We start from the raw sequence: 12,315 nt of genomic DNA on the forward strand, positions 1-12,315 counted from the left end.
AGATTTATTTTCTCGATAGAAATAATTGGCGGTAAGACTGTATTGATAAACTTGTTCGCAGGTCGAAATTAAATATGGCAAAGGAATGATACTGCTAAAATGAAAGTAAACATCAATAATGTACGAAATAATAATAGTTAAATAAAATGGTATTTGTAAAATCTTTAAACTTAAAAGTCATGAAAAAACTACTTTACATTTTTATCGCAATTCTTCTTATTTCAGTTGTTTTTACACAAAAGACCCAAGCACAAGATTCAAATAATGTACTACTTGAGCTTTGCACGGGAACATGGTGCCAGTGGTGTCCATGCGGGCATGTTATAGCAGAACAAATTTTAACACAGTATCCGAATACACTTGTGCTTGAGTATCACGGACCAGCAGGATCCGGAAATGATCCATGGACCAATTTTAACGGGAATTCAATCATTTCAGCACTTGGGTTGTCTGCATATCCCACTGGTGTTGTAGGGAGAAGAACAGGTGCAATAAGCCGAGGATCATGGTCGGGACAGGTCAGTTATCAAATCACGTTTACTCCAGATGTAAAAATTGATTTGATAAAGAATTATAATATGGGAACAAGAGAAGTTTCGGTGACCGCAAATGTAACTGCATTAAGAAATCTTGATACGACAGTGAACATAAACTTTGTGTTACTTGAAGACAAATTGATTTATTCTCAAACAGGAAACAGTTCATGCACAGGCGGATCGAATTACGTACACAAGCATGTTGTAAGAAACATGGTTAACGGTGCATTAGGGGAAGAACTAAGTTCGGGGACATGGACTGCAGGAACTGTGAAAACAAAAACGTGGAATTATATTTTACCTTCAGCGTGGGCTTCGGAGAACTGTGAAATTGGAGTATTTGCGTATTTTGTGAACGGTACATTGAATTCGAATAGTTATGTTTTGAATACGAAGAAAGCACCGGTAGAAGGAACTACCAGTATAGGAAACGAAACACAAGTTGCTGCAAACTATTCACTTGAACAGAACTATCCGAATCCTTTTAATCCGGTAACGAATATTAAATTTTCAATTCCAAAGAGCGGACAAACGTACATGAAGGTATATGATGTTCTTGGGAATGAGATAACAACATATTTCAATCAGTATTTGGATGCAGGTTCATATAATATCGTATTTGATGCTTCTAACTTATCATCGGGTATGTATTATTATAAATTAGTTTCAGATAAATTTTCTGAAACGAAGCGTATGATGCTGGTCAAATAACGGCAGAATTTAATGGTTTTTCTTGAAGGGGAGTGCAGAAATGTGCTCCCCTTTTTTAATTATATGATAATATATATACTTATTTGATATTGTTATGATAAAGTATTAGGATTTTGACAATATTTCATGATATTTTAATATCGCAGACATATCGCAGGCATATCGCAGACATATCGCAGGCATACAGAAAAAAAGGATATTTAATGGGAGAATTGCATATTTATCAATATAATGGATTTCTTAGGTTTTAATCAGAGTGGGAAAGAGGATTTGTTTTTGGGAAATTTTGGGTAGTATTAATGGATTTAAAATACGGTATATGTGCTGATAAAAATTGAAAATGGATAAAAAATTAGTGATTTTTCACTCGAAAAAGGTAATGAAATTTCGTACATTTAATGTTAGCCCTTGTAGCTCAGGTGGATAGAGCAGCAGTTTCCTAAACTGCGTGTCGGATGTTCGAGTCATCCCAAGGGCACTGTTATATGAAAAATAAGAAAAAGGCAGCTTTAGTTACTGGTTCAGTAAGGAGATTAGGCAGAGAAATTGCCATAAAACTTGCGGAGTTAAATTTTAATATAGTATTAAGTTATTTTAATTCAAGTGAAGAAGAAGTTGAGAAGACGATGAGTGAAGTAATTGAAAAGGGTGCTGAAGTATTGTGTGTTAAGTCTGACCTGAGAAAAGTTACTGATATTAAAAAGTTATTCGCTGAGGCTAAGGAAAAGTTTGAAAGACTTGATGTGTTGGTTAACAATGCAGCAATATTTGAGAGAAAAGATTTTTTGGATGTGACGGAAGAGGATTTTGATAATTTTATCGGTATGAATTTAAAGAATGCTTTTTTTTGTACACAAGAGGCAGCGAAGATGATGATTGAAAATGATGAATTACCATGCAGTATAATAAACATTTCATCTCTTGGCGGAATAGAAAACTGGAAGTCGGTGATACCTTATTCTGTTGCGAAAGCCGGACTTATAAAATTGACAAAACTTACGGCGAAAAGACTTGCTCCGGAAATATTAGTAAATTCAATAGCCCCAGGAACCATATGGATAGAAGGAGATGAGAATGCTACTGTGATAAAAACAGAAGAAGCGATGTATCCGATGAAGAGATTCGGAAAAGCAGAAGATATAAAATCAATGATAGAATATTTAGCAGTTAAAAATAAATGGACAACCGGTAATGTATTTGTGGTTGACGGAGGAAAAAGTTTATAAATGACAAAGCACGTTAAGAAATCACCGAAGGCATATAAGAATCAAGATTTCCTGAATTCACCTTCAGGTAGGACTGTGAGGCTGTTATCAGAATATTTAGAGCCATATTCGAGATTAAAAGCGAGTGATATAAAGGATACGGTGGTTTTTTTTGGGTCTGCAAGAACATTATCTGAGGAAGCAGCAAGAAAGAATCTACAAGAACTTAAGTTGAAACTTTCAAGGTTGAAAAAGCCGGGTAAGAAAATTATTAGTGATTTGAAGAAAGCGGAAGTTGATATTGAGATGTCAAGGTACTACACCGAAACAGAAGAGTTAGCTTATAGGATGACGAAGTGGTCAAAAGGTTTAGGAAAAGGGAATAAGTTTGTTATAACTTCGGGTGGAGGTCCGGGAATAATGGAAGCTGCGAACAGGGGAGCTAAACGTGCGAAAGGGCTTTCAATAGGTTTTAATATATCGTTACCTTTTGAACAATACCCAAATCCATACATAGACAAACATTTGAATTTTGAGTTTCATTACTTTTTTATGAGGAAATTCTGGTTTGCATATCTCGCGAAGGCGCTTGTTATAATGCCGGGCGGTTACGGAACGCTTGATGAACTCATGGAAATACTGACATTAGTGCAAACGATGAAGCTTAACAAGAAAATGACTATAATAATATACGGAGAAGATTTCTGGAGAAAAGTAATTAATTTCGAAGAGATGGCGAGGACGAGAATGATATCGCAAGAAGATCTGAATTTATTTAAGTTTGTGAACAGCGTTGATGAGGCATTCAATTATCTAAAGAGAGAATTAATTAAAAATTACGTTAAATAGACTGATATGCTAGTAAGTATGACAGGATACGGCAAAGCCGAAGAATTAAGAAACGGACTGAGGTACACTGTAGAGTTAAGGACTGTAAACAGCAGGTACATGGAGGTGATGCTGAAATGTCCGAAACACATATACACAAAAGAATATGAAATACGTGAAATAGTTAAGCAAAAAATATCTCGGGGAAAGGTTAGTGTATTAATAGGGGTAGATACATCAGACAGCAAAGGGATATCAGATATAATGCTTGATGAAGAGAACCTAAAGGCACAGATATTAATATTAAAGAATATAAAGAAGAAATCGGGTTCAAAGGAAAAAATAAAATTAGAGCATATACTTTCTCTATCTGATTATTATCTGAGGGAGAATGATAATGCGGTAGATGAAGAAGAGTTTAAATTTATAACTGTGTTAATAAACAAAGCAGTTGAAGACCTATTTTTAATGAAGAAAAGGGAAGGTGCATTTTTAGAGAAGGATATTTTAGAAAGAATAAATTCTATAAACTCGGAGACAAGAACGATATCAGAACTGGGGAAAGAAAGGATTGCAGAAGAGAAGAGAGTTTTTAATGAGAAGTTGAATTATTATCTTAACGACAGGAACGTTATCGATGAAAAAAGGCTGGAGTTTGAACTTGCTTTACTCACTGAAAGAATGGACATAACCGAAGAATGTGTAAGACTGAACAGTCATATTGATTTTTTCAGGGAAAATGTTAATTCAAAAGAGAATGCAGGACGGAGATTGAATTTTCTACTTCAGGAAATGAACAGGGAAATAAACACGATTGCGTCAAAGGCATCAGATGCAGTAATATCCCAAAAGGTTTCATTATTGAAAGAAGAACTTGAAAAGATACGCGAACAAATTCAAAATGTAGAGTAGATATGTTATACGTATTTTCAGCACCGTCGGGAAGCGGCAAGACAACGATAGTAAAAGAGGTACTGAAAGAATATCCAGAGTTTATGTTTTCAATCTCAGCAACTACTAGGCAGAAAAGAAAAAACGAAACAGACAAGAAAGATTATTTCTTCATAACTAAGGAAGAGTTTGAAAGCAAGATTAAGAATGATGAGTTTGTGGAATACGAACTGATATACGATAATAATTATTACGGAACGTTAAAGAGTGAAGTTGACAAATGCCTTACTTCCGGAAAGTCGATGGTTTTTGACATGGATGTGAAGGGTGCACTTTCGATAAAGAGAATTTATAAAGACAAGGCATTGTTAATATTCGTAAATCCACCTGACAAGAATACAATAATAGAAAGACTAATAAACCGAGGAACGGAAAGCGATGAATATCTCAAGAAAAGAATTGCAAGGATAGATTTTGAAATGAAGCAGAAAGACCAGTTTGATGTTGTGCTGGACAATTTTGAATTAAAAACAGCAGTAGAAGAAGCAAAAAATATTATTAAAAAATATAAAGGAATACAAAATGGCAATAACAACAGTTGATTTAGACAAATTCGAGAAAAGTGCCGAAAATATTTACGAAGCTACAGTAGTAGCTTCAAAAAGGGCAAGACAAATCAATGACGAAACCAGGATTGAAGTAAGCCAGAGACTTGAGCCTGTACTTATGAAAGAAACAGATGAAGATTCAGGAACGAATCAGGACAAGCTTAACTTATCTCTTGAGTTTGAAAAAAGGATTAAACCTACAATTCAGGCAGTTGATGAACTGATAAGTAAAAAGCTGAGCTTCAGGTACAAAGGACTAAAGTAATAATATTATATTGAACTTTGTTAAAGGGAAAGAAAATAATAGTCGGCATTAGTGCTGGTATAGCAGCATACAAGATAAACAATCTGGTTAGACTTTTCATTAAAACCGGTGCGGAAGTACGAGTGATAATGACACCATCAGCAGTAAATTTTGTTTCGCCTTTAACTCTTTCAGTACTTTCAAGAAATCCCGTCATAATAAATATGTTTCCAGAGGGAGACATGTCAAAAGTTGAAACAGTCAACGCAGGCACGTGGCATATAACAAACGGAACCTGGGCAGACATGTTTGTGCTTGCTCCGGCAACAGCAAACACGATTGCTAAAATAAATGCAGGAATATCTGATAACTTTTTACTTTCCTCAATACTTGCCGCAAGATGTCCCATTGTAGTAGTACCTACAATGGATGAAGACATGTATAACAACAAAGTAACTCAAAGAAATATTAAGTCACTGAAAAATGACGGTTACAGAATAATGCAACCTGTCGAAGGGGAGCTTGCGAGCGGAATATACGGAATGGGAAAAATGCCTGAGCCTGAGCAAATTATTGAATTTGTTGAAGAGCAGTTTTATGAAAAAGATTTAAAGGGAAAGAAAATACTCGTAACTGCCGGACCTACAAGACAGCCGATTGATGCGGTTCGTTACCTGTCGAATTACTCTTCGGGTAAGATGGGTTTCGAAATTGCGAAAGCAGCATATCTACGTGGAGCGGAAGTTGTGCTGATAACAGGACCATCTGCATTACAGCACAGGAAAGGTGTGACAAGAATTGATGTTGAAACAGGTGATGATATGCTTGATGCAGTAAAGAAGAATATGAAAGGGATAACTGCCGGGATAATGTCAGCTGCGGTCAGCGACTTCAAACCAAAGGTTGTGATGAAACATAAGATGAAGAAAGAGGAGACAGGAAAAGAGTATAATCTTGAGCTTATAAAGACGACTGATATTTTAGGTTATATGGGAAAGAATAAAAAAGGATACAGACTTGTTGGATTTGCTCTCGAGACAGATAATGGAGTAGAAAATGCAAAGAAGAAAATGAAGAATAAAAATCTTGATATGATAGTATTGAACAATCCGAATGTCGAGGGAGCGGGATTCGGTACGGACACTAATGTTGCAACGTTGATTAACAAGACAACGGTGAAGGAGCTGGCAAAGATGACGAAATTTGAGCTGGCGAATGAGATACTTGACAGTTTGTTTGGGAAGAGATAGATTATTATTTTTATAGAACGTTGATTTGTTCGGATAAGAGAATAAATTATTTCGAAGTACATTTTTTACCGCAAAGGTCGTAAAGAAGAGCAAGTAGAACAATAAATATATTAATTAAGAATATTTCTTACAGCAAAGCACAAAGATAAGTTGAAAAGAAAATTATTAGAAGATAGTATAAATTATTTGAAGTATGTTCAGGGCGAGAAGGAAATTCACATTCCCAGAGAATTACTAAAAGAGTATGACCTTGAAGTACCAGATGAGGATACTGATGTGGAAGAACTGAAAATAAAAATTGCTGTTCATAATCACGAGACTGAATATAAAGAAAAAGTTGAAAGTGAGAATATAGTGAGGGAAGGATCTCCGATGACATTACTGAGAGAAGAATGGATGGATGTAAAGAAAATCAGCGAACTGGATTCACTGATAAACAAATGTATAAAGTGCAATCTTTGCGAAACGAGAAAGAATTTTGTTTTTGGAACAGGTAGTCCGAATGCAGATGTGATGGTCATCGGTGAGGCACCGGGTGCAGACGAAGACGAGAAGGGAGAACCCTTTGTAGGCAGAGCTGGTAAGCTGCTGACAGATATATTAAAAGCTATTAATTTTTCAAGAGAAGAAGTTTTCATCTGCAATATTTTAAAATGCAGACCACCTGAAAACAGGAATCCGACTCCTGAGGAAATACTAAAATGCGAGCCGTATTTACTTAAACAAATCGAGCTTATAAAGCCAAAGTTAATTCTATGTGTAGGTACGTTTGCAGGACAGACGATGCTGAGGGTTAAAGAGACACTAGGAAGAATGAGGGGTAAAATCTACAAACTCACTTTTGGCGATATTAAAGTAAAGGCTATGGTAACTTACCACCCGGCTGCACTACTCAGAAATCCAAACTGGAAGAAACCGACATGGGAAGACGTACAATTATTCAGAAAAGAGTATGACAAGGAAAAAAATAATACAGGATAAAAAGAAGCTGGAAAGAACCGCTGAGGACTCAATGGTAGAAGTTTTTGAGGGCAAACTTCCTCCGAATGCAACTGAGCTTGAGATACAAGTGCTTGGAGCCATTATGCTTGATAGTATGGTGTTTGCAGACATAGCATCAATACTGAAGTCAGAATACCTTTACAAGACTGCACATAGAGTGATATTTTCAGCAATGGTAAACCTTGACACAAGAAACGAAGACCTTGACGCACTATCAGTAATTGAAGAACTCAAGAGGATGGGTAAGCTCGATTCTGCGGGCGGTGTAGAATACATACTTAGAATTACCGAAAGCATTGCATCTTCTGCGAGTGCAAAAAGGTATGCAAGAATTATATATGAAAAATACGTACTAAGAGAGCTAATAAATATTGCAAAAGAATTACTCGATAATTGTTTTAACCCATCATCAGAACCCTATGCAATACTTGCAAATGCTTCAAAGGATATTCTTGACACATCGGAATCTTTTTCGAAGAAAAGGGTAGTTTCAGTAGAAGAAGAAATTAATAACGTACTTGAACAGTTAGGCTCGAGAAGGGGCGGAGACAAGAAGAATCTTCCGGGTGTGACGACAGGATACAAACTTCTCGACGATTTAACACTTGGTTTTCAAAAGTCAGAGCTTATTATAATTGCGGGAAGACCATCGCATGGAAAAACTGCATTGGCGCTGAACATAACGAGAAATGCGGCTCAGAGGGGTTATAAGGTTGCTTTTTTCTCTCTCGAAATGACTAAGATGGAAATTATCTCAAGGCTTATATCGGTTGAATCGAGAGTTGACGGACAGAAATTAAAAAGCGGAAGAACTTCAAACGAAGAGTGGGCAAGGGTTGTAAATTCTCTGGATAAGCTTAAAGTAAAAATGTACATCGATGATACCAGCGAGATGAATGTACTTGAGCTGAGGGCAAAAGCAAGACGCTTAAAGCATGAGCATCAAATAGACATGGTCGTAGTTGACTACCTGCAGTTGTTAAAAGGAGAAGGACAGTATGAAAGACGAGACCTTGAGGTAGCTCACGTATCAAGAAGTCTGAAGGCACTTGCAAAAGAGCTTGATATACCGGTTGTTGCAGCTGCTCAGCTAAACAGGGGGATAGAACAGAAGAAGGAAAAAAGACCTCAACTTTCGGACCTGAGAGAATCCGGTGCAATAGAACAGGATGCTGACGTAGTTATATTTATTCACAGGGAATTCTTAGTTTCACCTCCACCAAAAGATGACATGGCTAAATATGAAGAAGTAAAAAGAAGAGCAGATATAGTGATAGGAAAACAAAGGAACGGTCCTCCCGGAGACTTCAGACTTGTATTTCTCGAGGAGATAACGAGGTTCGAGGATTTGACAAAAGAACCGATTATTGGTAGTCCTTCACAGTATCAAAGGGATGCATCCGAATTCTAAGAAAGAAAACTTTTACAGTGTGATTCTGTGCGGCAACCACTCCTTCATTATCTTAGCGTTATAATTTTTATAAAATCTAATTGCATTTTTGTTCCAGTCAAGGACTGTAAATTCGAGTCTTCCGCATTTTTTACTTTTTGCAATTCTTAATAATTTATCAAATAGCATTTTACCGATTCCTTCATACCTGTATTTTTCGCTTACAAAAATATCTTCAAGGTATAAAGTTGGTTTAGCAAGAAAAGTAGAATAAGTGAAGAAATAAAAAGCATAACCAACAATCTCATTCTTTTCAACTGCAACTAGAATATTGAATAACGGCTTTGCTTTGAAGGCATCAGAGATTAAACGTTTTTGTGCCTGTTTTTCCGGTGGAGTAAGTTTCTCAAATTCGGCGAGTTCGGTTATAAGTTTTATTATGTATCTCGAATCTGATTTTTGGGCTTTACGGATATACAGATTATTATTGCGCATGTTCATTTAAGTTTAATTTGTTTGTTTGTAAATTAGTAAAATTTCAAGAATATGATAAGTATAAAAGAATTCATTATAAAGACTTTTTATTTTTGCGTGATAATAACAGCATCCGTCTTTGTTTTAAGTTCGAATTCCGTTGCGGATGACGATTATGAGATAAAAGAAGTGAAGAAGAAACTGAATAGTTTTGACGCCTCATTGGGAAATTCAGATATTTCGGAAATAATAGCAGTAGTAGGAAAATCATTTCTTGGTGTAGAATATACTGCAGGGACGCTTGACAAAGATGTAAACAATGAAAAACTTGTTATTAAGATTTCAGGGCTTGACTGTGTAACATTTGTAGAAAATGTGCTTGCCATATCAAACATTATCAAGAAAGGAACAATAAACTTTGAAAGTTATAAAAACGAACTCCAAAAGATAAGATACAGAAACGGCGAGATAAATGGTTACCCTTCAAGACTTCATTATTTTACTGACTGGATTTTCGATAATCAGGAAAAGGGACTTGTAAAGGATATTACGGAAGAAATCGGAGGTGAGCCTTACGATAAGGAAATTGACTTCATGACAACACATACAGATGCTTATAAGCAACTAAAAGGGAATGGCGATTATATAAACGAGATGCAATTAATAGAAGAAAACATGAATAAAAGAAACCTTTATTATATTAAGAAGGGTGAGGTTGATAAGTATTATGATAAGTTTCAGACAGGTGATATAGTTGCAACGACAACGAACATCGAAGGGCTTGATGTTACTCATACAGGTTTTATATTCAAAGAAGACGGAAAGACAAAGTTTATGCATGCTTCAATAACAAAGGGTGAAATAGTTATTTCAAACGAAGAACTGAAAGAATATCTTAAAATCAATAAGAAGCAAACAGGGATAATCGTCGTCAGACCGATATAAATAATGCATTACCCCGAATATATTCTTTTGTGTATCCTGTTTTATTTGATAGGTTCTGTTCCGACAGCATATCTGGTACTTAAATTCAGCCACGGAAAAAACATAATTAAAGAGGGGTCGGGAAATGTTGGAGCGCTTAATTCATACGAAGTAACAAATTCAAAATTAACAGGCGGAATAGTTTTAGCCGTTGATTTTTTAAAGGGATTTATACCGGCATTTATCTTTCTATCAGTTGCAGGTTACAGTTTAGAAACAATTCTAATTCCGATAGCACTCATTATTATCGGACATAATTTTTCTGTTTGGATTAAGTTTAAAGGTGGAAGGGGGCTTGCAACAGCAGCAGGAATATGTGCTGCGGTTGAACCATGGGCACTACTAATTTGGTGTGTTCTTTTTATGATTTCTTACGGTGTAAAACGGAATATACATATTGGAAATATTGCAGCTACGCTTTTATTACCCGTCGCATATTATATTTTGAATCCTCTAATAAATAAAGCGGTTTCTGATACAAATATTATGATAACCTTAATTATTGTGTTATCGCTTATAATACTACTTAAGCACATAAGACCGTTTCTTGCGATTATTAAATCATCAAAATCTCAAAAAAGCAAATGAATTAATATCACTTATTTTTGGTTTATTTATTTTAAATCAAATCAAATTAATTAAATTTTAAACTTATAATGAGTAAGAATCCAAGACTAAAGACAACAGATGAACTTAATGTAATGGCACGACAAATAAGACGTGATATTATAAACATGCTTTTAATATCAAAATCAGGACATTCAGGCGGGCCGCTTGGAATGACGGATATATTCACAGCCCTGTATTTCAACTTGTTAAACATAGACAATGAAAATCCTTATTTTGAAGGAAGAGATTATGTTTACCTATCAATAGGGCATATAGCCCCAGTTTGGTATGCAGCACTTGCACGCAGAGGTTATTATCCTCTTGAAGAGCTCAAGACGCTAAGAAAAGTAAACGGAAGATTGCAGGGGCATCCTGCACCTCTAAAGACTCACGGTTTGCCTGGAATTGAAATTGCATCGGGTTCTCTCGGTCAGGGACTTTCTATAGCAGTAGGAACTGCTTTAGCTTTAAAGCTGGAAAATAAACCTAACAAAGTTGTTTGCATTAACGGCGACGGCGAGCTTCAGGAAGGGCAGCTTTGGGAGGCAATAATGACAGCGGCTCATCATAAAACAGATAATCTGATTATGATTGTTGATAAGAATGACTGTCAGATTGACAACAGAGTACAGAAGGTTATGAATCTTGACCCAATGGCGGACAAGTTTAAATCATTCAATTGGGAAGTTTTTAAAATGGACGGGCACAATATGAAGGATATTCTTGATACTTTTAAAAAAGCTAAAGACGTAAAAGGTAAACCGTCAGTAATAATCGCAACAACAAAAATGGGACGCGGCGTATCATTCATGGAAGACGATTACAGATGGCATGGTGTACCGCCGAATGACGAGCAGGGTAAGATTGCTTTAACTGAATTGATAGAAACGAAGTATGGTGACTTCGTTTAGTTAGTATAATTTGATTTACATAAGAAAACGACCTGAACTCAGGTCGTTTTCTTTTTATCACACCTCAACTTTCTTAATCTATTGCCGATTTAGAGCCTAAATTTGACATTTCTCGTACTTCTAAAAATATCAATCTTCATATTTTAATTACTATTTTTTTACTGATTGAACATAACATAGTCTCCTTACTTTATACATAGTGGTATGACTATAGTACGTAAATAAGAAACCTCAATTTTTATCCATTTTCGCAGTATTTTTATGGCACGGTGTTTGTAATGTGATATGTAGACACTTAAAATTAAAATAAAAATTAAAAATAAATTGAAAGGTAACAAAATGAAAAAGTTCTTCTTAGCAATCGCAGTAGTCTTAGCATTAGTAGTCTCTAAAGACATTTTTGCTCAGCAGGTTCCCGTAACATCACAAATTAATGCAAAGGGAACAGTAATAACACACATTACAGTATCCAGTACACAGGATCTTGATTTTGGTAACGACATCGTTGCAGGTGTAGCCACAACAGTCGATAAAGGAGCCACCAATGCAGGTAAATTCCTTCTCGCAGGTCAGCCAAACAGACAGATCAGCATCGCATTCACACTGCCAACGAATTTAACAAACGAAGGCAACACAATGCCAATAACCTTCTCCACAACAGATGCAGGTTAC

Annotated in this window: 14 protein-coding genes and 1 tRNA gene; 14 read left to right on the plus strand and 1 reads right to left on the minus strand. The window is 35.8% G+C overall.

The window, feature by feature from the left end; translation table 11 throughout:
- Positions 1–179 precede the first annotated feature (179 nt).
- The 10 genes from WC644_09210 to dnaB all read left to right on the plus strand — a co-directional run bounded on the left by WC644_09210 (position 180) and on the right by dnaB (position 8,686).
- Entirely contained in the window at positions 180–1,247 is a 1,068-nt protein-coding gene (locus WC644_09210) for an Omp28-related outer membrane protein (GenBank protein MFA5012113.1), read from the plus strand.
- Between the two features lie 404 nt (positions 1,248–1,651).
- Positions 1,652–1,725, plus strand: a tRNA-Arg gene (locus tag WC644_09215).
- A 7-nt stretch (positions 1,726–1,732) separates the two neighbouring features.
- A complete protein-coding gene (locus WC644_09220) occupies positions 1,733–2,473 on the plus strand; it encodes an SDR family oxidoreductase (GenBank protein ID MFA5012114.1) in 741 nt (246 codons plus the stop codon).
- Complete coding sequence (locus WC644_09225) at positions 2,474–3,301, plus strand: TIGR00730 family Rossman fold protein (protein MFA5012115.1); 828 nt, start codon at positions 2,474–2,476, stop codon at positions 3,299–3,301. It begins immediately after the preceding gene.
- A 6-nt stretch (positions 3,302–3,307) separates the two neighbouring features.
- Positions 3,308–4,192 (plus strand): YicC/YloC family endoribonuclease, encoded by an 885-nt coding sequence (locus tag WC644_09230; GenBank protein ID MFA5012116.1) that lies wholly within the window; start codon positions 3,308–3,310, stop codon positions 4,190–4,192.
- Positions 4,193–4,194: 2 nt separating this feature from the next.
- Entirely contained in the window at positions 4,195–4,773 is a 579-nt protein-coding gene (gmk, locus tag WC644_09235) for a guanylate kinase (GenBank protein MFA5012117.1), read from the plus strand.
- On the plus strand, positions 4,754–5,044 hold the full coding sequence (locus WC644_09240; protein MFA5012118.1) for a DNA-directed RNA polymerase subunit omega: 291 nt from the start codon (positions 4,754–4,756) through the stop codon (positions 5,042–5,044). Before gmk ends, WC644_09240 begins: the two co-directional genes overlap by 20 nt.
- A 17-nt stretch (positions 5,045–5,061) precedes the next feature.
- Positions 5,062–6,273 (plus strand): bifunctional phosphopantothenoylcysteine decarboxylase/phosphopantothenate--cysteine ligase CoaBC, encoded by a 1,212-nt coding sequence (gene coaBC / locus WC644_09245; protein ID MFA5012119.1) that lies wholly within the window; start codon positions 5,062–5,064, stop codon positions 6,271–6,273.
- Between the two features lie 150 nt (positions 6,274–6,423).
- Complete coding sequence (locus tag WC644_09250) at positions 6,424–7,254, plus strand: uracil-DNA glycosylase (protein ID MFA5012120.1); 831 nt, start codon at positions 6,424–6,426, stop codon at positions 7,252–7,254.
- Complete coding sequence (gene dnaB, locus WC644_09255) at positions 7,226–8,686, plus strand: replicative DNA helicase (GenBank protein ID MFA5012121.1); 1,461 nt, start codon at positions 7,226–7,228, stop codon at positions 8,684–8,686. The genes WC644_09250 and dnaB overlap by 29 nt, the downstream gene beginning before the upstream one ends.
- 12 nt (positions 8,687–8,698) lie before the next feature.
- On the opposite strand, the gene WC644_09260 is transcribed toward dnaB, so the two are convergent.
- Positions 8,699–9,160 carry a GNAT family N-acetyltransferase gene (locus WC644_09260; GenBank protein ID MFA5012122.1) on the minus strand — a complete coding sequence of 154 codons (462 nt, stop codon included), beginning with the start codon at positions 9,158–9,160 and terminating at the stop codon, positions 8,699–8,701.
- Between the two features lie 51 nt (positions 9,161–9,211).
- Here WC644_09260 and WC644_09265 point away from each other — a divergent pair, with 51 nt between their 5' ends.
- The 4 genes from WC644_09265 to WC644_09280 form a co-directional block, all read left to right on the plus strand.
- Entirely contained in the window at positions 9,212–10,084 is an 873-nt protein-coding gene (locus WC644_09265) for an N-acetylmuramoyl-L-alanine amidase-like domain-containing protein (GenBank protein MFA5012123.1), read from the plus strand.
- A gap of 3 nt (positions 10,085–10,087) precedes the next feature.
- Positions 10,088–10,711, plus strand: a complete 624-nt coding sequence (locus WC644_09270; protein ID MFA5012124.1) for a glycerol-3-phosphate acyltransferase — start codon at positions 10,088–10,090, stop codon at positions 10,709–10,711.
- 68 nt (positions 10,712–10,779) lie between these two features.
- Positions 10,780–11,643 (plus strand): transketolase, encoded by an 864-nt coding sequence (locus tag WC644_09275; protein MFA5012125.1) that lies wholly within the window; start codon positions 10,780–10,782, stop codon positions 11,641–11,643.
- Between the two features lie 339 nt (positions 11,644–11,982).
- Positions 11,983–12,315 (plus strand): hypothetical protein (locus tag WC644_09280; GenBank protein MFA5012126.1); only part of this gene is annotated, 333 nt, incomplete at its 3' end.

Source organism: Ignavibacteria bacterium (assembly GCA_041649015.1).
Lineage (GTDB): Bacteria > Bacteroidota > Ignavibacteria > Tepidaquicellales > Tepidaquicellaceae > CAIKZJ01.